General features: G+C 65.7%; 26 protein-coding genes. 14 read left to right on the forward strand and 12 right to left on the reverse strand.

The annotated features are described in order from the left end of the window. The 3 genes from AEB_RS09290 to AEB_RS09300 are packed head-to-tail and all read left to right on the forward strand — an operon-like array spanning position 1 to position 1,909. Complete coding sequence (locus AEB_RS09290; protein ID WP_119082939.1) at positions 1 to 747, forward strand: hypothetical protein; 747 nt, start codon at positions 1 to 3, stop codon at positions 745 to 747. Then, a complete protein-coding gene (locus AEB_RS09295) occupies positions 735 to 1,355 on the forward strand; it encodes an AHH domain-containing protein (protein ID WP_231958643.1) in 621 nt (206 codons plus the stop codon). Before AEB_RS09290 ends, AEB_RS09295 begins: the two co-directional genes overlap by 13 nt. Positions 1,356 to 1,363: 8 nt before the next feature. After that, on the forward strand, positions 1,364 to 1,909 hold the full coding sequence (locus AEB_RS09300) for an MOSC domain-containing protein (protein WP_119082940.1): 546 nt from the start codon (positions 1,364 to 1,366) through the stop codon (positions 1,907 to 1,909). A 6-nt stretch (positions 1,910 to 1,915) separates the two neighbouring features. On the opposite strand, the gene leuA is transcribed toward AEB_RS09300, so the two are convergent. The 6 genes from leuA to miaA all read right to left on the reverse strand — a co-directional run bounded on the left by leuA (position 1,916) and on the right by miaA (position 9,189). Then, the gene (gene leuA / locus AEB_RS09305; protein WP_119082941.1) at positions 1,916 to 3,601 is read right to left on the reverse strand and encodes a 2-isopropylmalate synthase; all 1,686 of its coding nucleotides are present in this window, start codon (positions 3,599 to 3,601) and stop codon (positions 1,916 to 1,918) included. A 269-nt stretch (positions 3,602 to 3,870) separates the two neighbouring features. Continuing rightward, positions 3,871 to 4,512, reverse strand: coding sequence for a YceI family protein (locus tag AEB_RS09310; protein WP_119082942.1), 642 nt, complete (start codon positions 4,510 to 4,512; stop codon positions 3,871 to 3,873). 192 nt (positions 4,513 to 4,704) lie between these two features. Next, positions 4,705 to 5,724, reverse strand: coding sequence for a ketol-acid reductoisomerase (gene ilvC / locus AEB_RS09315; protein ID WP_119082943.1), 1,020 nt, complete (start codon positions 5,722 to 5,724; stop codon positions 4,705 to 4,707). Between the two features lie 131 nt (positions 5,725 to 5,855). Further along, positions 5,856 to 6,371, reverse strand: coding sequence for an acetolactate synthase small subunit (gene ilvN / locus AEB_RS09320; RefSeq protein WP_119082944.1), 516 nt, complete (start codon positions 6,369 to 6,371; stop codon positions 5,856 to 5,858). Further along, positions 6,371 to 8,113, reverse strand: coding sequence for a biosynthetic-type acetolactate synthase large subunit (ilvB, locus tag AEB_RS09325; RefSeq protein WP_119084558.1), 1,743 nt, complete (start codon positions 8,111 to 8,113; stop codon positions 6,371 to 6,373). Before ilvB ends, ilvN begins: the two co-directional genes overlap by 1 nt. Positions 8,114 to 8,229: 116 nt before the next feature. Next, positions 8,230 to 9,189 (reverse strand): tRNA (adenosine(37)-N6)-dimethylallyltransferase MiaA, encoded by a 960-nt coding sequence (miaA, locus tag AEB_RS09330; protein ID WP_119082945.1) that lies wholly within the window; start codon positions 9,187 to 9,189, stop codon positions 8,230 to 8,232. Here miaA and serB point away from each other — a divergent pair. Continuing rightward, complete coding sequence (serB, locus tag AEB_RS09335) at positions 9,182 to 10,066, forward strand: phosphoserine phosphatase SerB (RefSeq protein ID WP_119082946.1); 885 nt, start codon at positions 9,182 to 9,184, stop codon at positions 10,064 to 10,066. The two genes, miaA and serB, sit on opposite strands and share 8 nt — an antisense overlap. Here serB and AEB_RS09340 read toward each other — a convergent pair. Next, the gene (locus AEB_RS09340; protein ID WP_119082947.1) at positions 10,063 to 11,310 is read right to left on the reverse strand and encodes a DUF418 domain-containing protein; all 1,248 of its coding nucleotides are present in this window, start codon (positions 11,308 to 11,310) and stop codon (positions 10,063 to 10,065) included. The genes serB and AEB_RS09340 overlap by 4 nt on opposite strands. A gap of 30 nt (positions 11,311 to 11,340) precedes the next feature. Beyond that, positions 11,341 to 13,593 (reverse strand): phosphoribosylformylglycinamidine synthase subunit PurL, encoded by a 2,253-nt coding sequence (purL, locus tag AEB_RS09345; RefSeq protein ID WP_119084559.1) that lies wholly within the window; start codon positions 13,591 to 13,593, stop codon positions 11,341 to 11,343. Positions 13,594 to 13,724: 131 nt separating this feature from the next. Here purL and AEB_RS09350 point away from each other — a divergent pair, with 131 nt between their 5' ends. The 10 genes from AEB_RS09350 (at position 13,725) to AEB_RS09395 (ending at position 22,571) form a co-directional block, all read left to right on the forward strand. Continuing rightward, positions 13,725 to 13,973: an exodeoxyribonuclease VII small subunit gene (locus AEB_RS09350; protein ID WP_119084560.1), complete on the forward strand. Its 249-nt coding sequence runs from the start codon at positions 13,725 to 13,727 to the stop codon at positions 13,971 to 13,973. Between the two features lie 16 nt (positions 13,974 to 13,989). Further along, complete coding sequence (locus AEB_RS09355) at positions 13,990 to 14,895, forward strand: polyprenyl synthetase family protein (protein ID WP_119082948.1); 906 nt, start codon at positions 13,990 to 13,992, stop codon at positions 14,893 to 14,895. Then, positions 14,892 to 15,419 carry a pantetheine-phosphate adenylyltransferase gene (coaD, locus tag AEB_RS09360; protein WP_119082949.1) on the forward strand — a complete coding sequence of 176 codons (528 nt, stop codon included), beginning with the start codon at positions 14,892 to 14,894 and terminating at the stop codon, positions 15,417 to 15,419. Before AEB_RS09355 ends, coaD begins: the two co-directional genes overlap by 4 nt. Positions 15,420 to 15,487: 68 nt before the next feature. Then, positions 15,488 to 16,171 (forward strand): peptidylprolyl isomerase, encoded by a 684-nt coding sequence (locus AEB_RS09365; protein WP_119082950.1) that lies wholly within the window; start codon positions 15,488 to 15,490, stop codon positions 16,169 to 16,171. Positions 16,172 to 16,204: 33 nt separating this feature from the next. Further along, a complete protein-coding gene (gene queA / locus AEB_RS09370; protein ID WP_119082951.1) occupies positions 16,205 to 17,236 on the forward strand; it encodes a tRNA preQ1(34) S-adenosylmethionine ribosyltransferase-isomerase QueA in 1,032 nt (343 codons plus the stop codon). A 45-nt stretch (positions 17,237 to 17,281) separates the two neighbouring features. Continuing rightward, a complete protein-coding gene (locus tag AEB_RS09375; RefSeq protein ID WP_119082952.1) occupies positions 17,282 to 18,256 on the forward strand; it encodes an ABC transporter ATP-binding protein in 975 nt (324 codons plus the stop codon). After that, entirely contained in the window at positions 18,253 to 19,020 is a 768-nt protein-coding gene (locus tag AEB_RS09380) for an ABC transporter permease (protein ID WP_119082953.1), read from the forward strand. Before AEB_RS09375 ends, AEB_RS09380 begins: the two co-directional genes overlap by 4 nt. Positions 19,021 to 19,038: 18 nt before the next feature. Then, a complete protein-coding gene (locus AEB_RS09385; RefSeq protein WP_119082954.1) occupies positions 19,039 to 20,004 on the forward strand; it encodes a DUF481 domain-containing protein in 966 nt (321 codons plus the stop codon). Positions 20,005 to 20,009: 5 nt separating this feature from the next. Then, positions 20,010 to 21,134, forward strand: coding sequence for a tRNA guanosine(34) transglycosylase Tgt (gene tgt, locus AEB_RS09390; protein WP_119082955.1), 1,125 nt, complete (start codon positions 20,010 to 20,012; stop codon positions 21,132 to 21,134). 81 nt (positions 21,135 to 21,215) lie between these two features. Next, a complete protein-coding gene (locus AEB_RS09395) occupies positions 21,216 to 22,571 on the forward strand; it encodes an aldehyde dehydrogenase family protein (RefSeq protein ID WP_119082956.1) in 1,356 nt (451 codons plus the stop codon). Between the two features lie 107 nt (positions 22,572 to 22,678). Here the strand turns inward: AEB_RS09395 and rpsD are convergent, their stop codons facing one another. The 4 genes from rpsD to AEB_RS09415 all read right to left on the reverse strand — a co-directional run bounded on the left by rpsD (position 22,679) and on the right by AEB_RS09415 (position 24,862). Next, on the reverse strand, positions 22,679 to 23,293 hold the full coding sequence (gene rpsD / locus AEB_RS09400) for a 30S ribosomal protein S4 (RefSeq protein ID WP_119082957.1): 615 nt from the start codon (positions 23,291 to 23,293) through the stop codon (positions 22,679 to 22,681). Between the two features lie 173 nt (positions 23,294 to 23,466). After that, entirely contained in the window at positions 23,467 to 24,195 is a 729-nt protein-coding gene (locus AEB_RS09405; protein WP_119082958.1) for an RNA methyltransferase, read from the reverse strand. Further along, positions 24,179 to 24,640, reverse strand: a complete 462-nt coding sequence (nrdR, locus tag AEB_RS09410) for a transcriptional regulator NrdR (RefSeq protein WP_119082959.1) — start codon at positions 24,638 to 24,640, stop codon at positions 24,179 to 24,181. Before nrdR ends, AEB_RS09405 begins: the two co-directional genes overlap by 17 nt. After that, positions 24,641 to 24,862 (reverse strand): hypothetical protein, encoded by a 222-nt coding sequence (locus tag AEB_RS09415; RefSeq protein ID WP_119082960.1) that lies wholly within the window; start codon positions 24,860 to 24,862, stop codon positions 24,641 to 24,643. It abuts the gene before it with no gap. Positions 24,863 to 24,864 lie beyond the last annotated feature (2 nt).

Here is a 24,864-nt window from a genome sequence, read left to right on the forward strand (position 1 = left end):
ATGGCGGAATTGGCGATCCTGTTCCCACGCGGGCAGCGCCCGGCGGCCACTGACGTTGCCGCTCTGCTGGCCGGAGTGGGGGAGGCAAGCATCAGCCTCGATCCCGCGCGCGCTCCTGGTGGGGGGCGCGTGGCGGGGCGAGACTGGCTGGAACTGCTGATGGGGGGGATCACGTTCGACCTCGCTGGTCTCGCTCCGGGGAGCGCGGAGGGGCTGCCGAAAGCGGCGCATGTCTTCGCGCTTCCGCCGGGGACGCCGGAGCGCGATCTGGAGGCGATTTCGCTCCGTCCCGGGCCGCATCTGTCCATCGGCGGCGGGATCCTTCCCCTGCCGGTCCTGCGCTGCCTTGCCGCTCTGGGCGCCAGGCTCTCGCTTCTATCCGGGGCGGAGGCGGTGGCCTGGGCTCCCGCTCGCAGCTGGAGCGGGCCGGCGCATTTTCGCGATTCGGTGAATGGCTGGCTGGCGGGCGGGGTGTTCCCCGGCTTCGGCCTCGCGGCGCTCTCGCCTCAACCGGGCGGGGCGATGGTGAGCGAGGGGCTGGCGGCCTTCACGGGGCAGGAGCTGCGCATTTCGCCTGCCCTCGCTCGGGATAGGGTCGTGGGCGCGAAACTGGGCCTGCGGCTGCTGCACTGGATGGTCGAAAACGGGACGCTGCGCGCGCCGCGATTGCTGACCGGGCCGGAGGGCGAGACACTCCGGCTCGATCTGTCGCGGGGCGGGAGCGTGGTGGAGGTTTGGAAAGCCTAGGGGGAGCGGAGGGGAATCCGGGCCGGTCGGCGCCGCCACAGCGGCACCGGCCCTCGCTGTCGTTCCATTCGGTCAACCGGGCCGGGCAGGCGGGGCATGATCCGGGCCTGCAGCGGCACCATCTGCTGCCGTGCCAATTGCTTTCGCAGGCCTGTTTCGGGCCGCTGTTCGCCTCGCTTGGCTGCGCGGCGATGGGCTTCGACGATTTCCGCCGCAACGGCGTGCTGCTGCCGGCTACGGGCTCGGCGGCGATGCGGCTGGGCCTGCCGCTGCACCGCGGGCCGCACCGGCGCTATAACGCGATGGTCGCGGAGCGCATGGGGCAGATCGAGCGCGCGTGGGCGCTGCTGCGGCGGGTGGCACCCGATCGCGCGCGGCTGGATGCGCTGATGCGGATCGACCTGCTGCAGCGCGCCCTGCGGCGCCGCCTGCTCCGGCCCGCCGCATCGGCCATGCGGCTCAACAGTCGCTGCCCGCTGGGCGCCGGGCTCGATTTCTCCAGCCTCGATTCGATGGCGGAGATGCTGTGGGGCGAGACGGAGCGGCGCGGCAGTGAAGGGGCGGAGCGCGAAGCCGCATCGCTGGCCCCCGGCGTGGCGGCGGGGTAGGCTGGGGCATGGCACCGCATGTCCTCACTGTCGCCCGCAGCCCGCGACACGGCTTTGCCAAGCAGAGCTGCACGCGCATTCGCTTGCTGCCGGGGCTGGGCGTGGATGGCGATGCCCATGCCGGCGTGACGGTGCAGCATCTCTCGCGCAAGCGGCAGTTTCCGCACGCGCCCAATCTGCGGCAGGTGCATCTGCTGCAGGCGGAACTGCTGGCCGAACTGGCGGAGCAAGGCTTCGCCGTCGCGCCCGGCGCGCTGGGGGAGAATGTCACCACCCTGGGGATGGACCTGCTTTCCCTGCCGCGTGGCACACGGCTGCGGCTCGGCGCCCACGCGCTGGTGGAGCTGACCGGCCTGCGCAACCCGTGCCGCCAGATCGACGAGAACATCGGGCCGGGCGCCATGGCCGCCGTGCTTGCCCGCGCAGCCGACGGATCGCTGATCCGCAAGGCCGGGGTGATGGCGGTGGTGCTGGAAGCGGGCGAGGTGCAGGCGGGCGACCCGATCCTTGTCGCCCAACTGCCCGTCGAAGCGGAGCCGCTCCAGCCCGTGTAAGGCCGCTCAGCCCGGCTCGCGCACCGCGCCATTGGCGGCACTGAGGATGGCGCGGACGCTGGCGGTGGCCACATCCTCGTCGATCCCCACGCCCCACACGGTGCTGCCATCGGGGAGGGCGCATTCGAGATAGGTCGCCGCCCGGGCATCGGTGCCCTTGCCGAGCGCGTGCTCGGTGTAATCCACCACCTCCAGCTGCAGGCCGAAGGTCTGCCGCAAAGTGGTGAGCACGGAGGAGACGAGGCCCTTGCCGCGCCCGCTGACCTGCTGCTGCTTGCCGCCCACGCGGATCGTGCCGGCGAACAGGCGCGTGCCGTCGCTGGCGCGGGTTTCCTCATAATCGATCAGGTCGAAGGTCGCGTGATCGGCGCCGATGAAATAGGCGTGCTGGAAGCTGTCCCAGATATCCGCCGCGTCCAGTTCCCGGCCCAGCTCGTCCGCCATGTTCTGCACATGGCGGGAGAAATCGGCCTGCAGCTTCTTGGGCAGCTTCAGGCCCTGGCCCTGTTCCAGCACCCAGGCGAAGCCGCCCTTGCCGCTTTGCGAATTGACGCGGATCACCGCCTCGTAATTGCGCCCCAGATCGGCCGGGTCGATCGGCAGATAGGGCACGCGCCATTCCTCGTCATTGCGCTGGCCCTGCGCTTCGAAGCCCTTCTTGATCGCATCCTGATGGCTGCCGGAAAAGGCCGTGAACACCAGTTCGCCGCCATAGGGATGGCGCGCCGGCACGGGCAGCTGGTTGCAATATTCCACCGTCTCGATCACCCGATCGATGTCGGAGAAGTCGAGCTGCGGATTGACGCCCTGGGTGTAGAGGTTGAGCGCCACGGTCACGAGGCAGCAATTGCCCGTCCGCTCCCCATTGCCGAACAGGCACCCTTCCACCCGGTCAGCCCCGGCCATCAGGCCCAGCTCCGCCGCGGCGACGCCGGTGCCGCGGTCATTATGCGTGTGAAGGCTGATGACCGCGCTGTCGCGATTGGGCAGGTTGCGGCAGAAATATTCGATCTGGTCGGCATAGACATTGGGCGTTGCCGCTTCCACCGTCGCCGGCAGGTTGAGGATGATCGGATGCTCAGGCGTGGGCCGCAGCACCTCCATCACCGCCTCGCACACCTCCAGGCTGAAATCGAGTTCGGCGGTGGAGAAGGTTTCCGGCGAATACTGGAAATGCCATTCGGTCTCGGGGCGCTTCGCCGCCTCGTCGCGCAGCAGCTGCGCGCCCTTTACGGCGATGGCCTTCACTTCCGGCTTGCTCATGCGGAACACGATCTCGCGCCAGGCGGGGGAGACGGCGTTGTAGAGATGGACGATCGCCGCGCGTGCGCCCTCCAGGCTTTCGAAGCTCTTTTCGATCAGGTCGGCGCGCGATTGCGTGAGCACCTGCACCAGCACGTCATCCGGCACGCGGCCGCCGCGCACCAGCCCGGCGATGAAATCGAATTCGGTCTTCCCCGCGCTGGGAAAGCCCACCTCGATTTCCTTCACGCCGATTTCCACCAGCAGATCGAAGAAGCGGTTCTTCTTCACCGAATCCATCGGATCGATGATCGACTGGTTGCCATCGCGCAGATCGGTGGAAAGCCAGCGCGGCGCCGCTTCGATGACGCGCGAAGGCCACTGCCGGTCGGGCAGGTTGATCGGGGGGAAGGGTCGGTACTTGCGGCCCGGTTCTTTGAGCATGGGCATGATGAATGTGCCTTATCGCCTGTTCCGCGCACGGCAAGGGGCGCGGCTTTATTTCGACTGTGATGTGATAGCCCCTTAGGCGGGCTGCCCGGCGCGCCGAATGGGCGCACGGGCGGGTGACGCGCCTAAGGGCGCGTAAGTCGAAGCAGCGATAGAAGCTCGCGGCGGGTCATGCGCCGCTGTCTAGCGGGCGAAGGTAAAGAAATCCAGTGCCAATGCGGCGGGAAGGGGCGGGGCGGCCGCATAAGGCGCCGCCCCGCCGCCCTGCATCACTTCTCGAAAGCGGTGCTGACGTAGAGTTCCACCTCGTCGCTGATGCCGAAGGGGATGCCGAAATCGACCCCGAAATCGGACCGCTTGAGGGTGGTGGTGCCGTGGAAGCCCACCGTCTTCTTCTTGCTCATGCCATTGGTGCCCGCGCCGCTGACGCTGGCTTCGATGGTCACGGGCTTGGTCACGCCGTTGAGCGTGAGATCGCCGGTGATGGTGGCGGTGGTGTCGCCCGTCTTTTCAACCTTGGTGGACACGAAATGCGCCGGGGCGGGGCTGGGGCCGAAGAAATCCGGCTTGCCGCCATCCTTGCCCGCGCGCAGCAGGTGATCCTTCAGGCCGGCGCTGGGCACGGTAACCGAAGCGATCGGGATCATCACATCCACCTTGCTGGCGGCAGGATTGGCCGGATCCAGCGTCAGCGTGCCGCTGACATCGCCGAAAATGCCGAGGTAATCGTTGAAGCCGAGGTGGTTCACGCTCCACCCAACCATGGAGTGGCTGGGATCGGCCGTGTAGCTGCCGGCTTCGATCGTGCTGACATCCACGGCGGCGGGCGCATCGCCCTGCGCCTGCAGCGAGCCGACCGCCACGGTGGCGATCGAAGCCGCCGCGGCAAGAGGCAGGATCCATTTACGCATCAGTTTTCTCCCAGTGAACTTTGGCCAAGTGAGCAATTTGCCGCGGCAGTCTGGCGCGCGAATTTGACAAAGTCTACAACCATTCGCGGCGCGAGAGCCTCATCCCCGCTGCACAGGCAGATAGATCATGCGAAAAGGGGCGCCCGGTCAAGCCCGGACGCCCCTGTCGTCTTTCGCACCGATCCGGCGGGATCAGTTCTTTTCCTGGTCCACCAGCTTGTTCGCGCTGATCCATGGCATCATCGCGCGCAGGCGGGCGCCGGTCTGCTCGATCGGATGGGCGGCGGCGGCCTTGCGGCTGGCCTTCAGTTCCGGCTGACCGGCGCGGTTATCGAGCACGAAGTTCTTCACGAAGCGGCCGGACTGGATATCGGCCAGCACGCGCTTCATTTCCGCCTTCGTCTCGTCGGTGATGATGCGCGGGCCGGTGGTGATGTCGCCATATTCGGCCGTGTTGCTGATGGAATAGCGCATGTTGGCGATGCCGCCTTCATACAGCAGGTCCACGATCAGCTTGGTTTCGTGGAGGCATTCGAAATAGGCCATTTCGGGGGCATAGCCCGCTTCCACCAGCGTTTCGAAGCCGGCCTGGATCAGATGGGTGATGCCGCCGCACAGCACGGCCTGTTCGCCGAACAGGTCGGTTTCACACTCTTCCTTGAAATTGGTCTCGATAACGCCGCTGCGGCCGCCGCCGACGCCGCTGGCATAGGCAAGGGCAACATCATGGGCATTGCCGCTGGCATCCTGATGCACCGCGATCAGGCAGGGAACGCCGCCGCCCTTCACATATTCGCCGCGCACCGTGTGGCCGGGGCCCTTCGGCGCGATCATGATCACGTCGATATCCTCCGGCGCCTCGATCAGGCCGAAATGGATGTTGAGGCCATGGGCGAAGGCCAGCGCCGCGCCCGGCTTCATCCGGCCCTTGAGGTCGTTTTCCCAGATCGCGGCCTGATGCTCGTCCGGCGCCAGGATCATCAGCACGTCTGCCCATTCGGCGGCTTCGGAATTGCTCATCACCTTGAAGCCGGCGCCTTCGGCCTTCTTTGCCGAGGCGGAGCCGGGGCGCAGCGCGATCGCCACGTCCTTCACGCCGCTGTCGCGCAGGTTCTGCGCATGGGCGTGGCCCTGGCTGCCATAGCCCAGCACCGCAATCTTCTTGTCGGTGATCAGGTTCAGATCGGCATCGGCGTCGTAGTAAACTTTCATGTCTCTCTTCCTACTTTTCGTCATCCCCGCGAAGGCAGGGCCCCAGTAGCAGCGGAGCGCCGGGCGCGCCTCCTGTTTTGCTGGGGTCCCGCAGCGGGGACTGGCGACGTGATTGCGTTATCGCAGAACGATCAGGCCCCCTCGGCCCCGCGCATCATGCCCACGATGCCGGTGCGGCCCACTTCAACCAGCCCCAGTTCGCGCATCAGCGCCACGAAGCTGTCGATCTTTTCCGGCGCGCCGGTGATCTCGAAGATGAAGCTGGAGGTGGTGGTGTCGATCGCGGTGGCACGGAACACATCGGCAAGGCGCAGCGCCTCCACCCGGTGTTCGCCCCGGCCGGCAACCTTCACCAGCGCCAGCTCGCGCTCCACATGCGGGCCTTCGTCCGTCAGGTCCGTTACCTTGTGGACGGGCACCAGCCGTTCCAGCTGCGCCATGATCTGGTCGATCACCGGGGGCGGCCCCTTGGTGACGATGGTGATGCGGCTGACGGCGTGATCCTCGCTGATGTCGGCCACGGTCAGGCTGTCGATATTGTATCCGCGCGCGGTGAACAGGCCGGCGATCTTCGCCAGAATCCCGGCCTCGTTGTCCACGAGGATGGTGAGCACATGGCGCTCGGAATCACGATGCTGGATTTTCATCACACCAGGGCCTTCGCTTCGTCTTCCATCGTGCCGGCATGGGCATCGCCATACAGCAACATTTCGGTATGGGCGGCGCCGCTCGGGATCATGGGGAAGCAGTTCGCATCCTTCGACACCTGGCAGTCCACGATCACCGGGCCATCATGCGCCATCATCGCGGCGATGCCGGCATCCAGCTCGCTTTCCTGATGGATGCGGATGCCCTTCCATCCATAAGCCTCCGCCAGCCGCACGAAATCGGGCAGGCTGTCGGAATAGGAATTGGAATAGCGGCTTTCATAGGTCAGTTCCTGCCACTGGCGGACCATGCCCATATATTCGTTGTTGAGGATGAACACCTTCACCGGCAGGCGGAACTGGCTGGCAGTGCCCAGTTCCTGGATGTTCATCTGGATCGATGCTTCGCCGGCGATGTCGATCACCAGTGCATCGGGATTGCCCAGCTGCGCGCCGATCGCCGCCGGCAGGCCATAGCCCATGGTGCCGAGGCCGCCGCTGGTGAGCCACTTGTTGGGCCCCTGGAAGCCGAAATACTGCGCCGCCCACATCTGGTGCTGGCCGACCTCGGTGGTGATGATCGGATCGAGATGCCTCGTGGCGGCATAGAGCCGCTCCACCGCCAGTTGCGGCATGATCGAATCCGGCCGCGCCGGATAGGACAGGCTGCGCCGTTCGCGCCAGCCTTCGACCCGCTGCTTCCATTCGGCCAGATCGGCGGGCTTGCGCCCGTCCCATGCCGCGATCAGCTGTTCCAGCACGGTGGCGCAATCGCCCACGATCCCCAGGTCGACCTCCACCACCTTGTTGATGCTGGCGCGGTCGATATCGATGTGGATCTTCTTCGAATGGGGGGAGAAGGCGTCCAGCCGGCCCGTCACGCGATCGTCGAAGCGCGCGCCGATGTTCACCATCACGTCGCATTCGTTCATCGCCATATTGGCTTCATAGGTGCCGTGCATCCCCAGCATGCCCAGCCAGTCGGCATGGTCGGTGGGGAAGGCGCCCAGGCCCATCAGCGTGGAGGTGACGGGGGCGCCGGTCAGCGCCTGCAGCTGGCGCAGCAGCTCGCTGGCGCGGGGGCCGGAATTGATCACCCCGCCGCCGGTGTAGAACACCGGCCGCCTTGCGCCGGCGATCAGCTCGATGGCGTCGGCGATTTCCTCCACCGCGGCAACCATGCGCGGCTGGTAGCGCCTGGGCCGCTGGGGCGCATGCGCGCTGAGCATGGCGGTGGCGACCTGCACGTTCTTGGGGATGTCCACCACCACCGGGCCGGGGCGGCCGGTGGTCGCGATCTCGAACGCCTCGTCGATCGTGGCGGCGAGGGCGTCGGGGTCCTTCACCAGATAGTTGTGCTTGGTGCAGTGGCGGGTGAGGCCGACCGTATCCGCTTCCTGGAAGGCATCGGTGCCGATCAGATTGGTCGCCACCTGCCCGGTGATCACGACCAGCGGGATCGAATCCATGAAGGCATCGGCAATGCCGGTGATGGCATTGGTGGCGCCGGGGCCGGAGGTGACCAGCACCACGCCGGGCTTGCCGGTGGAGCGGGCATAGCCTTCCGCCGCATGCGCCGCGCCCGCTTCGTGCCGCACCAGGATGTGGCGGATGCGCTTGTCGGAAAACAGTTCGTCATAGATCGGCAGCACGGCGCCGCCGGGATAGCCGAAGACATATTCGACGCCCTGACGGACCAGGCTTTCGATCAATATCGCAGCGCCGCTGCGTTCTTCACTCACGATCACGACCCTCTTCAAAAAACGGACCCGGCGCGATTGGTTCGCGCCGGGCCGCTCCTCTCCAACTCGGTGCGGAAACACTCCGCGTCGAAGAAGCTGCTAGGAGACAGTTTATATCATGTCAACCCCAAATGTCGGAACAAAGTTTCAAAACGGAGGGGGATTGAGTTATTTTCATTTCCTGTGCGTTGCCAATCTTCCGGAGGCTGACGGCGGAACCAGGTGAATTGCCGCTTGGCGTAATTTCGTGTCGCCTGCTGGCCCCGCGCCACGGCCTCCTCGCGGCTCCACTCGCCGCGCAGCCAGCCGGCGATTTCCGGCACGCCGATCGCCCGCATCACCGGGAGCTCGGGAGAGAGGCAGCGCGCCAGCAACGCCTCCACCTCCGCCACTGCGCCGCGATCCAACATGCGGGCGAAGCGCAGGTCGCAGCGTTCATACAGCCAGTCGCGATCGGGCAGCAGGACCAGCGGGAACAGGGTGATCGCTTCGCCGATGCCGCCGGAAGCATGCCCAAACCATTGCACCATCGATGTACCGGTGGAGCGTATCACCTCCAGCGCGCGTGCAATCCGGCTGCTGTCGCCCGGATTCAGCGCGGCCGCGCGCTGCGGATCCTCGCGCTGAAGCGCGGCATAGGCCTCCGCAGTGGGCAGGGCGCGCACCTCCTCCCGGATCGTCGGATCGATCGGCGGGATGGGGGCGATGCCGTCGAGCAGGCTGCGCAGGTAAAGCCCTGTTCCGCCTACGAGAATCGGCACGTCGCCGGCGCGATGAGCCTGCTCGATCGTGCGCCGCGCCGCCTCCGACCAGTCCGCCGCGGAACAGGCGGCGGCGCCGTCCCAGGCGCCGAACAGCAGGTGCTCCACCCCCCGCATTTCCGCCTCCGTCGGCCTTGCGCTGAGCGCCGCGAGATCGGCATAGACCTGCGCACTGTCGGCATTGATCACCACGCCCCGCGAGCCCCGCCGGGCGAGTTCCAGCGCCAGCTCCACCGCGAGATCGCTCTTGCCGCTGGCGGTCGGCCCTGCGATGAGCGCCACCGCTTTTTGACCAGGAGACAGATTGTTGCTCATCGCGCGGCTGATAGCAGACCCCGCCGGACTGGAGAAACGGCTCGACGCCGCGGCCGGTGCGCTGGAACAGGCGGGCCTTCCGCTCGCCAGCGCGCAGATGCTCGACCATGCGGGCGAGGTGTTGCAGCTGATGTTGCCGGGCGACGACACCGCCGCGCTGCGGCAGGTGATCGACCAATGGTTCGCCCCTTCGGATGCGATCATCGCCCGGGACGAGTTCCGCGTGCCGGACCTGTTCGTGACCGACATGGACTCCACCATGATCGGCCAGGAATGCATTGACGAACTTGCCGATTTTGCCGGGCTGAAGCCGCAGATCGCCGCGATCACCGAACGCGCCATGCAGGGCGAGCTGGATTTCGAAAGCGCGCTGCGCGAGCGCGTCGCCTTGCTGGCGGGGCTGGAGGAGGAGGCGATCGACCGCTGCCTGGCGGAGCGGATTGTCCCCACCGACGGGGCGCGCACGCTGATCGCCACGCTGCGCGAACACGGCTGCCGCACGGTGCTGGTGACGGGCGGCTTCCACCATTTCGCCGATCCGGTGGCGGAGCGGATCGGGCTGGAGCATGTGGTCGGCAACCGCCTCGCCGTGGCCGGGGGAAGGCTGACCGGCGAACTCGTCGGCGCGATCACCGATTCTTCCGTGAAGGAGCGCGTCCTGCGCGAGGAACTGGCGAAGCTGGGCGAGGGGGCCTTGTCGATGAGCGCGGGAGACGGCGCCAACGACATCCCGATGCTGCAGGCGGCCGATTACGGCGTGTCCTTCCGCGCCAAGCCCAAGGCGCGCGCCGCCGCCAATGGCTGGGTGGACCGGGGGGACTTGACGGCGCTGCTCAAGCTGCTGGGCATTCCGCGCCACAATTGGGTGGCGGGTTAGGGAATTGGCGCGGCCTTGCGCATCGGTTCCCACCGCCAGCGCGACAGGCTGCGCCAGGCCCATTCGAAGGGGCCGTAACGAAACCGGTCGAGCCAGGGTTTCGACCACAGCAGCATGATGAGCCATACGCCCGGCACGAACAGCCACACCTCGCCGCGCGAGAGATCGCCATAGAGGCCGAAGCCGCTTTCGAAGAACAGCAGTGAAGCGATGATCGTGGCGCCGAGGTAATTGGTGAAGGCCGCGCGTCCTACCGCTGCCAGCCGCACCGCCACCGCGTTGCGGTGGGGAAAGGCGAGGATGATCAGCGCGGCATAGCCGATTGCCGCCACAGGATGCAGCGGCCCGGCATAGAACCTGTCCCACGCGAAGAAGGTGAGGGGGTCGAAATTCGACTGCAGGACGCGCACGGCGCCGGTGCCGAAATAGGCGAGGCTCGCCCCGGTACAGAGCGCCCCCACCAGCGCATATCGCCGCCGGGGCCAGGAGCCGGTCAGGAAGCCCGTCTTATATGCTGCCATGCCCAGCAACATCATGCCCAGCGTTTCCAGCCCGTAGACGAGTACCGTTCGGAACGGGCGCGTCTGCTCCTCCGCCACAGTGGCCGCGAAATGGACTGCGGGGCTGGCATGCCGGGCGCGATCCTGGGCGATTTCCTCCGGAGTGGAACGCAGATCGCGCTCCAGCGCCGCCAGTGCCTCCGCGCGCTGCGCGGGTGAAGCGCCGGGCGGCACTGTCGCTTCATAGCGGGCCAGATTCTGCGATCCGCTGGCCATGCCGGGAATGTAGAACAGCGTCAGAGCGATGATCGCGGAGGTGAGCAGCTGTTCCGGCCGCATGCGCCAGAAGAAGAAGGCGACCATGCCCACCAGCGCATAATTAGTGAGGATATCCCCCCACCACAGCAGATAGAAATGGATCAGGCCGAAAGCGAGCAGGGCGGCCATGCGTGGAAAGTGGACTTGCCAGTCTTCCTTGCCCGCAGCGATCCCGCGCTCGATCACCAGAATGGTGGACGCGCCGAACAGGATCGAGAACAGGCTGCGAAACTTGCCGTCCACCAGGATGAAGTTGATCGCCCACATCACCCGGTCGGCGGCCGAATCGAACCCGTAATCTGGGGGATAGAAATAGGCATTCTCGATCATCGCCATGCCGACGATGTTGACCGAGAATATCCCCATCACCGCAATTCCGCGGATGACGTCCAGCGACAATATCCGGTCGGCTGAAGTTGTCGCCATGGCGCCCTCCCGGCCGCGCGGAGGAGAGCGTCAGCTCTCCATCCACTCGCGGAAGAAGCGGTCACTCGCCTCGCGCAATTCGGCGATCGGCACGCCGAACAGCCGGTCGCCCGACACCGTGCCCACGCGGCGAATGCCGGAAGAGGCGGTGTCCTCGTCGCGTGTGCCCTTGGCGATCTGCTGCTGGAAGGCGTGCATGTCCGGCACCGTCACCAGATAACGGCCCTGATCCTCGCCAAACCACCATTGCGCGTCGGAATAGGATTCATGCCCGGTCACTTCCGCGCCGAAGCCGCCGGCCAGCGCCATTTCGGCCAGCGCCACCGCGAGGCCGCCATCGGACACGTCATGCACTGCGCTGACCAGGCCGGCCTCGATCAGTTCGCGGATGAACTCGCCAGAGTTCTTTTCCAGCGTAAGATCGACCTGCGGCGGAAGCCCTTCCTCGCGCCCATGGATCTCGCGCAGCCACAGCGACTGGCCGAGATGGCCGCGATTGCCATGCGCGGTGGCCCAGGCTTCGGCCCCGATCAGATAGATCGCTTCGCCTTCGGATTTGAAGGCGATGGTCGCCATCTTTGCGTAGTCGCTCAGCAAGCCGACCCCGCCGATGGCGGGCGTGGGCAGGATCGCACTACCGCCGCCGGTGGCCTTGCTCTCGTTATAGAGGCTGACATTGCCGCTCACGATCGGGAAGTTCAGGGCACGGCAGGCGTCGCCCATGCCTTCGAGGCAGCCGACGAACTGGGCCATGATCTCCGGCCGCCGTGGATTGGCGAAGTTTAGGCAATTGGTCACTGCCAAAGGGGTCGCGCCCACGGCACACAAATTGCGATAGGCCTCGGCAATCGCCTGCTTGCCGCCTTCGTAAGGGTCGGCATAGCAATAGCGCGGTGTGCAATCGGTGGTCATCGCCAGTGCTTTGCGGGTGCCATGCACCCGCACCACGCCTGCATCGCCGCCGGAAAGCTGCAGCGTGTCGCCGCCCACTTGGCTGTCATACTGTTCCCAGATCCAGCGCCGGCTGGCGAGGTCGGGGCTGCCGATCAGCTTGAGAAGATCCGCGCCGACATCAGTGGCGTCGGGCGCAGTCTCCAGCGACGTGACGCCGGCCCAGCGGCGATATTCCTCGCGCGGCATGTGCGGCCGGTCATATTCAGGCGCGTCGGCGGCGAGCGGCCCGAGGGGGATGTCGCAGACCACTTCGCCGTTGAATTCCAGCACCATGTGCTGCGTGGCGGTGACTTCGCCGATCACGGCGAAATCCAGTTCCCACTTGCGGAAGATCGCCTCTGCCATGGCTTCCTTGCCCGGCTTCAGCACCATGAGCATCCGCTCCTGGCTTTCGCTGAGCATCATTTCGTAGGGTGTCATGCCTTCTTCGCGGCAGGGCACCTTGTTCATGTCCAGGCGGATGCCGGCCTTGCCATTGGTGGCCATTTCCACGCTGGAGGAAGTGAGCCCCGCCGCGCCCATGTCCTGAATGGCCACGATCGCATCGGTTGCCATCAGTTCCAGGCAGGCTTCGATCAGCAGCTTTTCGGTGAAGGGATCGCCCACCTGCACGGTGGGGCGTTTCTCCTCCGAATCCTCGCCGAAATCGGCGCTGGCCATGGTCGCGCCATGGATGCCGTCGCGCCCGGTCTTGGAACCGACATAGACGATCGGATTGCCCACCCCCGTGGCGGCCGAATAGAAGATCTTGTCCGCATCGGCGACGCCCACGGTCATCGCGTTGACCAGGATGTTGCCATCATAGGCGGGGTGGAAATTGGTCTCGCCCGCCACGGTGGGCACGCCCACGCAATTGCCATAGCCGCCGATGCCGGCCACGACGCCCTGCACCAGATGCTTCATCTTGGGGTGTTCGGGCCGGCCGAAGCGGAGCGCATTGCAATTGGCCACCGGCCGCGCGCCCATGGTGAACACATCGCGCAGGATGCCGCCCACGCCGGTCGCGGCACCTTGATAGGGCTCTATATAGCTCGGGTGGTTATGGCTCTCCATCTTGAAGATGGCGGCCTGCTTCACGCCATTGGGCCCATCGCCGATGTCGATCACGCCGGCATTCTCGCCGGGGCCGCAGATCACCCAGGGTGCCTCGGTCGGCAGCTTCTTGAGATGCAGGCGACTGGACTTGTAGGAACAGTGCTCGCTCCACATCACCGAGAAGATGCCCAGTTCCACCAGATTGGGCTCGCGCCCCAGCGCATGCAGCACGCGCTCATATTCCTCGGGGCTGAGGCCGTGGGCCTCGACGATTTCGGGCGTAATCTCGGACATGGCAGCGCCCTTAGAGCGGCTTCCCGATCCGGTAAACTGTCCTTCAACGGTCGTCCACGCGAAAGCCGGTTGGGGCAGGCGGCGGCGCGGCGGCTTGACCGGCCCGCGGATGACGGCCATTGCTCGCGCCCATGGAGGAGCAGGGTTCTGAAATCGCCGCGATGAGCTTCGAACAGGCCCTGCGGGCGCTGGAAGACGTCGTTCGCCAGCTCGAAGGCGGTGAGGTGCCGCTGGACGAATCGATCACGCTGTACGAGCGGGGCGAGCTGCTGCGCCAGCATTGCCAGGCGCGGCTGGACGCGGCGCAGGCGCGGATCGAAAAGATCGTCTCCGGCCCGGACGGGCGACCGGCCGCGACCGAGCCCTTCGATGCCGATTGAAGCGCGGGCCTGACGGATGGGCCTCGTCCTCGCCGATGACCTCCTCGGGCGCGCGTTCCAGCGGGTTCAGCGGGAGGTGGATGCACTCTTCGATTCCCTGCTGGAGGTACCGGACGATCCGCGCGCGCGGCTGATCGCCGCGATGCGCCATGCCGCGATCGGCGGCGGGAAACGGGTGCGCCCGATGTTGCTCGTAACCGTGGCGGAAATGTATGGCGTCTCCCGCCAGTGCGCGCTGCGCGCAGGCTGCGCGGTGGAGGCGATCCATGCCTATTCGCTGGTCCATGATGACCTGCCGTGCATGGATGATGACGACATGCGCCATGGCAAGCCGACCGTCCACAAGGTGTTCGACGAGGCAACCGCCGTGCTGGCGGGCGATGCGCTGCATGCGCTGGCTTTCGAAGTTCTGGCCGATCCCCGCACCAGCAGCGATCCCTTCGTGCGAGCAGAGCTGGTCCAGGCGCTCGCCACCGCCAGCGGCCACAAGGGCATGGCCGGCGGGCAGATGATGGACATGGCGGCGGGGGAGAGCGAGTTCGATCTCCACACCATTACCCGGCTGCAGCAGCTCAAGACGGGCGCGCTGCTGGGGGCGGCGGTGGAGATGGGGGCGATCCTCGGCCGCGTACCCGCAGAGGGGAGGGCGCATCTGCGTGCCTATGCCCGCGACATTGGCCTCGCCTTCCAGATTGCCGACGATCTGCTCGACCATGAAGGCGACGAGGAAAAGGCCGGCAAGGCGCTCCGCAAGGACGCGGAGCAGGGGAAGGCCACCTTCGTTTCGCTGATGGGACCGGACGGCGCGCGGCAGCAGGCGCGGGCCCTGAGCGAGCAGGCGATCGGCCACCTCCAGGCCCATGGCGCGGAAGCGGACCTTCTGCGCGCACTGGCTCGCTTCGTCGTCGAGCGCGACCGGTGAGCAAGAACAGCAGCGGAGAGCGGGTCGGCCTCTATCCGGGCACTTTCGACCCCGTCACACTGGGGCATACGGACATCATCCGTCGCGGTGCCAAGCTGGTCGACCGCCTGATCATCGGCGTGACCACCAACCCATCCAAAGATCCGATGTTCACGCCCGAAGAGCGCATGGAGATGGTGCGCGCCGAAGTGGCGCGGCAGGGGCTGGAGAATGTGGAGGTGCGTGGCTTCAACGCGCTGCTGATGAAATTTGCGGAGGCGCAGGGGGCCAGCGTGATCGTGCGCGGCCTGCGCGCAGTCGCCGATTTCGAATACGAATATCAGATGGCGGGCATGAACCAGCAGCTGAATGCCAACATCGAAACGGTGTTCCTGATGGCCGATGTGTCGCTGCAGCCCATCGCCTCGCGGCTGGTGAAGGAGATCGCGCTGTTCGGTGGGGATATCGGTCCCTTCGTCAGCGCCGAGGTGCGCGAACAGGTGAACGCCCGGGTGGAACGGATCGGCCGGCGCGGCGAGCTGTAACCGTTCATTGAACTGTCAGCGCTTCGCCGGTAGGGCGTCACGGAAATTTCTCATCAGTTCGAGACCCCATGATCAAACGCCTTGCCATCGCGGCGCTCGCTTTCTCCGTCACGCTTGCCCCGGCTTCGGCCTTCGCGCAGGAAGCGTCTGCCGCCCCGGCCGAACAGCAGCAGCCCAGCGCCTGGGTCGATCCCGATCTGTCGCATGATCCGGACAACATCCTGCTGCTCGACCTGTCCAACGGCCAGCGCGTGGCGATCCGCCTCAAGCCGGACTGGGCGCCGCATCATGTCGAACGGGTCAAGGAGCTGACGCGGCAGGGGTTCTATGACGGGGTGATCTTCCACCGCGTGATCGATGGCTTCATGGCGCAGACCGGCGATCCCACCGGCACCGGCCGCGGCGGCTCGGAGCTTCCGGATCTCGAGCCCGAGTTCAACAAGTTCCCGCATGTGCGCGGCACCGTGTCCATGGCCCGCGCAGCGGCGGAGAACAGCGCCAACAGCCAGTTCTTCATCGTGTTCTACCCGCGGTTCGCGCTCGATCGGACCTACACGAATTTCGGCCGGGTAATTTCCGGCATGGATGCGGTGGATGCCATTCACCGCGGCGAGCCGCCGGCCGAACCGACCTATATCGTCCAGGCGTCGATTGCTTCGGACAACAAGCCGCAGAAATTCCCCGATGCGGGCGCCGGCCCCCGGCCGATCCTCTCCGGCCAGCAGCCGTCGTCGTCGCCGCAAGGCGGCTGATGTCGGCCGCGCCGATCGCGGCGGGCCTGACTTATGCGCGTTGATCTGTTCGATTTCGAGCTTCCGCCCGAGCGGATAGCCCTGCGCCCGGCGCGGCCGCGCGATTCCGCGCGCATGCTGGTGGTGCCGGCGGAGGGGCCGTTGCTCGATCGTCGGGCGAGCGACCTGCCCGCGATGCTGCGGCCGGGCGATGTGCTCGTGTTCAACGACACGCGGGTGATTCCCGCGCAGCTTGAAGGCCGGCGGGGCGAAGCGCGGATCGGGGCGACCCTGCACAAGCGGATCGATCTGCGGCGCTGGCAGGCCTTCATCCGCAACGGCAAGCGCCTGCGCCCCGGCGACGAAATTGCTTTCCCCGCCGGGGTTTCGGCCATCGCTGAAGAACGGCACGCCGACGGCAGCTGGAGGCTTGCCTTCGCGGGAGAAGAGCCGGTTGAGGTCTTGCTCGAGCGTGCGGGGCGCATGCCGCTGCCCCCCTATATCGCCGGCAAGCGCCCGACCGACGAGGCCGACCGGGAAGATTACCAGACCATTTTCGCGCGGGAGGATGGCGCGGTGGCGGCGCCCACGGCCGCGCTGCACTTCACGCCCGGCCTCCTTGCCGCGCTGGATGACGCAGGGATCGGGCGCGAAACGCTGACCCTCCACGTCGGGGCGGGCACCTTCCTGCCGGTAAAGGCCGAAGACACAGAGGACCACGCGATGCATGCCGAATGGGGCCGCATCGGCGAGGCGGCTGCCGAACGGCTGAATGCCGCGCGGCGTGCCGGCGGGCGCGTGATCGCCGTGGGCACCACCAGTCTGCGCCTGCTGGAAAGCGCCACTGGAGAGGACGGCGTGATCCGCCCCTTCGCAGGCGATACCTCCATCTTCATCACCCCCGGTTATCGCTTCCGCGCGATCGACGGACTGATGACCAATTTTCACCTGCCCAAGTCCACCCTGTTCATGCTGGTGAGTGCGCTGATGGGGTTGGAGCGGATGCAGGCCGCCTATGCCCATGCGATTGCAGCGGAATATCGTTTCTACAGCTATGGTGACGCGTCGCTGCTGCTACCGGGCTGAAATCCTCCACTTGTAAATTGCAGGCCGCCCGCCATCTTCCGGCGCGTGCCGGAACCGATTCTAGACATTCGCGGTCTGTCCAAGACCTATAAGGGGGGCACCACCGCGCTGGGCGGAGTGGACCTGCAGATCGAGAAGGGGGAGATCTTCGCTCTTCTCGGCCCGAATGGCGCGGGCAAGACCACGCTGATCGGCGCCGTCTGCGGGCTCGTGCGGCCGACCGGCGGCTCCATCCACGCCTTCGGCAAAGATATGCGGCACCATTGGCGCGAGTTGCGCCAGCGTATCGGCCTGGTGCCGCAGGAGCTCAGCTTCGACATGTTCGATACGGTGATCCGCTCCGTCGCCTATTCGCGCGGCATGTTCGGCCGCGCCCCCGATCGCGCGCGGATCGAGGAAGTGCTGCGCAGCCTCAGCCTGTGGGACAAGCGCGACGCACGCATTCGCGAACTTTCCGGCGGGATGAAGCGCCGCGTGCTGATCGCCAAGGCGCTCGCGCATGATCCTGAACTGCTGTTCCTCGACGAGCCGACCGCCGGAGTAGACGTCGAACTGCGGCGCGACATGTGGCACCAGATCGATGCGCTGCGGGCTCAGGGCACCACCATCATTCTCACCACCCACTATATCGAAGAGGCTGAGGAGATGGCCGATCGCGTGGGGGTGATCAACAAGGGCAAGATCCTGCTGGTGGACGACAAGGCCGCCATCATGGCGCATCTCGGCACCACCGAGGCGCGGATTACGCTGGCCGAGCCGCTCGCCGCTCTGCCCGCCGCCGCGGCGCACTATCCGCTCACCTTGGAGGATGGCGGCCGCAGCATCGTTTATCGCGGGGGCGACGGAACCGGGAAGGGCAAGCGCGAAGTGGCCGAACTGGTGAAGCTGCTGGCCCGGGACGGCGTGGACTTCATCGGCATCGACACGGCGGAATCGAGCCTGGAGGATATTTTCGTGAAGCTGCTGGAGACTCGTGGAACGCCGCCGGAAGCACGGCGGCAGGAGACACAAGCGGCATGACGTTGAACCTCCGCGGCGCGCTCGCGATCTTCAAGAACGAGCTGATGCGCGCCTTTCGCACGATCTTTGGCTCCATCGTTTCCCCGGTGCTGACCACCTCGCTCTATTTCATCGTTTTCGGCGCGGCGATCGGCGGGCGGATCAACGAGATCGGCGGCGTGTCCTATGGTGCGTTTATCGTGCCGGGCCTGCTCATGCTCACGCTGCTGTCGGAGAGCACCAACAACGCAAGCTTCGGCATCTATATGCCCCGCTTCACCGGGGCGATCTACGAACTGCTCTCCGCCCCCGTCGGCTTTGTGGAAACGCTGATCGGATTTGTCGGCGCCGCAGCGGCGAAATCGCTGATCCTGGCGACCATCATCCTGCTGACGGCCCGCCTCTTCGTCGATTACCAGATCGCGCATCCGGTGCTCGCCGTGGGCTATATCCTGCTGGTCTCGGCCAGCTTCTCGCTGTTCGGCTTCATCCTCGGCATATGGGCGGATGGCTGGGAAAGGCTGCAGATCGTGCCGGTGCTGTTTCTTACGCCGCTCACTTTCCTCGGCGGCACCTTCTATTCGATCGACATGCTGCCGGATCCCTGGCGCACAATCGCCTTGTTCAATCCGATCGTCTATCTCGTGAACGGGTTGCGCTGGACCTTTACTGGTTCCTCAGACTTCAACATCTGGCTCTCTTTCTCGATGACGATGGGTTTCCTCGCACTCTGCGTGGCGATCATCGCAATCATTTTCCGTACCGGCTGGCGGCTGCGCGACTGAGTCGCTAGCAAGCCTGGCATGACGAAGAGACGCCTTGCCGCCGCCGGTGCCGGAGTGGCCCTGTTGTCCGTTGCCCTGCCGCTCTCCAGCGCCCACGCCGCCGTGCCGGAGCCGGTACAGGCGATGATCGATGCGGCCCTTGCGACGGACGATGAGGCAAAGGTCAGCACCGTTATCGAACTGGCCAAGGCCACCAATCCGGATGACACGGCAGAACTGGATGCTGTGCTCAAGTCGTTCCGGGACCACAAGCGCGAGCTTGCGGAGCAGGACCGGAAGCGCAGGGAGGAGGAGATTCGTCGTGCCGGTCTCCTCGAGCGGTGGAGCGGAAAGGGCCAGGTCGGCGCCTTCCGCAATACCGGCAATAGCGACAACGTGGGCGTCTCTCTCGCGCTGGCGATCGAACGCACCGGCATCGACTGGCAACATCGGTTCAACATCACGGCCGATTACCAGCGCAGCAATGGCGTGACCTCGCGCGAGCAATACCTCGCGTCCTACGAACCGCGCTACCAGATCAACAGTCGCCTGTTCTCCTATGCGCTGGCGCAATTCGAACGCGATCGCTTCCAGGGCTTCTCCTCGCGTTATTCGCTCTCGGGTGGCCTCGGGTACAAGCTGTTCGACAGCAGGGCGCTGCAGCTTTCGGTTAAGGCAGGACCTTCCTGGCGCGGTGTCAACTATACGGAAGGCACCAGCCAGAGTGGCTTCGGCGCCCTGGCCGGGTTCGATTTCGATTGGAAGATCAACAAAAATCTGACCTTCACGCAGGATGCCAACATGGTGGCGGACAGCAGCGGCGCGGCCACGCTGATCGTCGATTCCACTTCGACCAGCGTGTTGCTGACTTCAGGCCTTGAGGCGAAGGTGAGCGATCACTTCTCCACCCGTCTTTCCTACACAGTGGATTACGACAGCAATCCGCCCGACGGGAAGCTCTCCACCGATACGCTAACGCGCTTCACGCTCGTCTACGGCTTCTGATTCCTGTGACCCGCTTCGCATTTTCGATTCACGCGCGTGACGGCAAGGCGCGCACCGGGGCTATCTCCATGCGCCGCGGCGAAATCCGCACGCCCGCCTTCATGCCGGTGGGCACGGCCGCGACGGTCAAGGCGATGAAGCCCGAGGCGGTGCGCGCCACGGGCGCCGACATCATTCTCGGCAACACCTACCACCTGATGCTGCGGCCGGGGGCGGAGCGGGTGGCGCGGCTGGGCGGGCTGCATGGCTTCATGAACTGGCCGCGGCCGATCCTCACCGACAGCGGCGGCTATCAGGTGATGAGCCTTTCCGACCTGCGCAAGCTGACGGAGGAGGGGGTGGAGTTCCGCAGCCATCTGGATGGCTCGCGCCATATGTTGACCCCGGAACGGTCGATGGAAATCCAGCGTCTGCTCGGATCGGATATCGTGATGGCCTTCGACGAATGTCCGCGGGCCGACCAGTCCCGCAATGTGATAGCCTCCTCGATGGAGCTTTCCATGCGCTGGGCACGGCGGAGCCGCGAAGCGTTCGATCGCGGCGGCGAGCATGCCGAGGGCGCTGCGCTGTTCGGCATCCAACAGGGCGCGCTGGATGAGGAGTTGCGCAAACGCTCTGCCGACGCGCTGACGGACATCGGCTTCGATGGCTATGCGATCGGCGGCCTCGCCGTGGGGGAAGGGCAGGAGGCGATGTTCGCCACTCTCGATTTCGCTCCAGGCCAGTTGCCGGATGATCGCCCCCGTTATTTGATGGGCGTGGGTAAGCCGGACGATCTGGTGGGCGCCGTGGAGCGCGGGGTGGACATGTTCGACTGCGTGCTGCCCACGCGTTCGGGTCGCAATGGCCAGGCCTTCACCTGGAACGGGCCGGTGAACCTGCGCAATGCAAAGCATGCCGAAGATACCGGCCCGCTGGACCCCCGCTGCGCCTGCCCCACTTGCGCCACCTATTCGCGGGCCTATCTCCATCATCTGCAGAAGAGCGGCGAGATACTGGGGGCGATGCTGGTGACCGAGCACAATCTCAGCTTCTATCAGCAGCTGATGCAGGCCATGCGCGATGCGATTGCGCAAGGGCGCTTCGCGGGTTTCGCCGCCGATTTTCGGCGTGATTATCTCGGTCGCTGAGCGGCTGCAGGCCGGCCTTGTCTTTCGTGCGGCGGGGCACCAAGAAGACTGCAAAATTTACTTCATCGGAGACGGAAACACATGTCCAATGCCAATCAGACCGCCGCAGATGTCGCCAGCGACATCGCGCGCATCTTCGCCGCGCAGCAGGCCCATCAATGGGATGTGAAGGCCACCACGGCTGAGCAGCGCAAGGCCAAGCTGCAGAAGCTGAAGGATGCCGTGGAGGCCCATGCTGACGAGATCGTCGCCGCGGTCCAGGAAGACACACGCAAGCCCGAGGGCGAGATCCGCGTCACTGAGGTGATGAACATCACCGCCAATATCCAGCGGAACATCGACAATCTCGACGAGTGGATGAAGCCCACTGAGATCACGCCGCAGCTCAATCCGGCCGACAAGGCGCGGATCATCTATGAAGCGCGCGGCGTGTGCCTGATCCTGGGCCCGTGGAACTTCCCGCTGGGCCTGACGCTCGGCCCGGTCGCGGCGGCGGTCGCTGCGGGCAATTGCTGCATGGTGAAGCTCACCGACCTGTGCCCGGCGACTGCGCATGTGGCGGCCAAGATCATCCGCGATGCCTTCGACGAGAAGGAAGTCGCGCTGTTCGAAGGCGATGTCAGCGTGGCGCAGGCGCTGCTCGATCTGCCGTTCAACCACATCTTCTTCACCGGCAGCACCCGCGTTGGCCGGATCGTGATGGAAGCTGCGGCGAAGCACCTCGCCACGGTGACTCTGGAGCTGGGCGGCAAGTCCCCGGTGATCATCGACGAGGGCGCGGATATCGACAAGATCGCCGCCGATCTCGCCAATGCGAAGCAGTTCAACGGCGGGCAGGCCTGTATCTCGCCCGACTATGTCTTCGTGAAGGAAGACCAGCAGGCGCGGCTGGTGGAAGGCTTCAAGGCCAATGTCTCGAAGAATCTCTACGCCGAAGACGGCAAGATCAAGAAGGAAGCCATGGCCCAGATCGTCAACAAGGCGAACTTCGACCGCGTGAAGACGCTGTTCGACGACGCCGTGGCGCAGGGGGCGACGGTGGCTGCGGGCGGCGAGCTGGAAGAGGCGGATCTCACGATCCATCCCACCATGCTGACGAATGTCACGCCGCAGATGAAGATCCTGCAGGAAGAGATCTTCGCGCCCGTCTTGCCGGTGATGACCTATGACGATCTGGACCAGGTGATCGGCTACATCGAAGCGCGGGACAAGCCGCTGGCGCTCTACATCTACAGCAAGGACGAGGGCAATGTGGAGAAGGTGCTGGCGCGCACCTCGTCAGGCGGCGTGACGGTGAACGGGGTGTTCTCGCACTACCTCGAAAACCAGCTGCCCTTCGGCGGTGTAAACCAGAGCGGCATGGGCAGCTATCACGGCTACTTCGGCTTCAAGGCCTTCTCGCACGAGCGTGGGGTCTATCTGCATCAGGCGGCCTGAACAGGGCAGGGCGGCCCGGAGACGGGCCGCCTTTAGCCACGCAGCAGGAGCACAAACAAAAAGGGCGGCCCCGCGGGGCCGCCCTTTTTGTTTGGCGTCATGCCTGATCAGCGCGAGTAGAACTCGACGACCAGGTTCGGTTCCATCGTCACCGGATAGGGCACTTCATCCAGCGCCGGAACGCGGGCGAACGTCACCTTGTCGGTGCCGTCCACCGAGACATATTCCGGAATGTCACGCTCGGGCAGGCTCTGCGCCTCGATCACCAGCGCCATTTCCTTGGCCTTGTCGCCCAGGCTGACGACATCGCCCACCAGCACGCGGCGGCTGGCGATGTTGCACTTCACGCCGTTCACGCGAATGTGGCCGTGGCTCACGATCTGCCGCGCGGCGAAGATCGTCGGCGCGAACTTGGCGCGATAGACCACCATGTCCAGGCGCTGCTCCAGCAGGCCGATCAGGTTCTGGCCGGTGTCGCCCTTCATGGCAGCGGCCTTCTTGTAGGTCGCCTTGAACTGCTTCTCGGTCACGTCGCCGTAATAGCCCTTGAGCTTCTGCTTCGCCCGCAGCTGCAGGCCGAAGTCGCTCATCTTGCCCTTGCGGCGCTGGCCGTGCTGGCCCGGGCCGTAGGACCGGCGGTTGACCGGGCTATTCGGCCGACCCCAGATGTTCTCGCCCATGCGGCGGTCGAGTTTATGCTTGGCGCTCTTGCGCTTCGACATGATGTCGTCTCCTAATTCGCTGTCGCCGCCCCGATGGCGGCGCTTCAACCCGGCATCGCACCATCCAGCCCAGTGCTGGATGCGGCCGCCGCTTCACCGGGGTGCGGGGCCAAATAGCGAACGGCGCCCATGGCCGCTTTGGCCGCGCTTGTCAATTGCCGGATCCGGCCGGATCAGCCGGTGCGGTCCGGCTTTTCCAGCGAGCTCAGGATGCCGCGCAGGGTGCGCACCTCAAGATGGTTCCAGCCCGGCTTGGTGAGCATGGAACGCAATGTGCGCCGCGTCGCGCCGGCGCGGCTGGGCGGCAGGAAGTACCCCTTGGGCTCCAGCATCCGCTCGAAATGGGCGATCAGCCCCTCCAGCTCTTCCTGCGGGGCAGGCGGAAGCAGCTCTTCCTCGGTCGGGCTCACGAGATCGCGGTGCTTCGACCATTCATAGGCACACAGGATCACCGCTTGGGCGAGGTTGAGCGAGCCGAATTGCGGATTGATCGGCACGGTGATGATTGCGCGCGCCAGCGCCACATCGTCCGTTTCCAGGCCGGACCGCTCCGGACCGAAGAGGATCGCGCTGCGCCCTTCGGCCGTGGCGATGTCCCGCGCGGCGGCATCGGGAGTGAGCACCGGCTTGGTCACGCCGCGCTTGCGCACCGTCGTGGCATAGACATGCGCGCAATCGGCCACCGCATCGGCGACGCTGCCGAAAACCTGCGCCTGTTCCAGCACCACATCGGCGCCCGCGGCGGCGGGGCCGGCGGAGGGATTGGGCCAGCCGTCGCGTGGCGTGACGAGGCGCATTTCGGTGAGGCCGAAATTCAGCATCGCCCGCGCAGCCTTGCCGATATTCTCGCCGAGCTGCGGCCGCACCAGCACGATGACGGGGAGGTTACTCGCTGCCGACATCGCGCACGGTGCTGGCGAATTCCTCGAAATCGCGGGCCTCGGAAAAGTCACGATAGACGCTGGCGAAACGGATGTAGGCCACGCTGTCCAGCTGCCGCAGCCCTTCCATCACCATTTCGCCGATGCGGGAGGAGGGGATTTCGCTTTCCCCCGCCGTCTCCACCTGCCGTTGGATGCCGGACACCAGCTGATCGATCCGTTCCTGCTCGACGCCGCGCTTGCGGCAGGCGAGGGCAACCGATTGTTCGATCTTGGCGCGGTCGAACGGCTCGCGACGGTCGCCGCTCTTCACGATCATCACTTCCCGCAACTGCACGCGCTCGAAGGTGGTGAAGCGTGCGCCGCAACTGGTGCACTGGCGGCGCCGGCGGATGGCGCTGTTGTCTTCGGTGGGGCGCGAATCCTTTACCTGGCTGTCATCATGCGCGCAGAAGGGGCAGCGCATTCAGGGTCGCAGCCTCTTATAGAGCATGAAGCCTGCCCCGGCGACCAGGCCCAGCGGCCAGGAAACTACCGGCAGGATCGCGCCCGCCGCAGCGCCCACGGCAGCGCCCACCAATACGGGCTTGGTGGAAGGATGGGCCATCCCCTCGCGCGCCATGCCCTTGATCTCCTCGGTCGCCTCACCGATCAGATCGCCGCTTTCCGGATCTCGTTGTTCGTTCATTT

The organism is Altererythrobacter sp. B11, assembly GCF_003569745.1.
Classification (GTDB): Bacteria; Pseudomonadota; Alphaproteobacteria; order Sphingomonadales; family Sphingomonadaceae; genus Croceibacterium_C.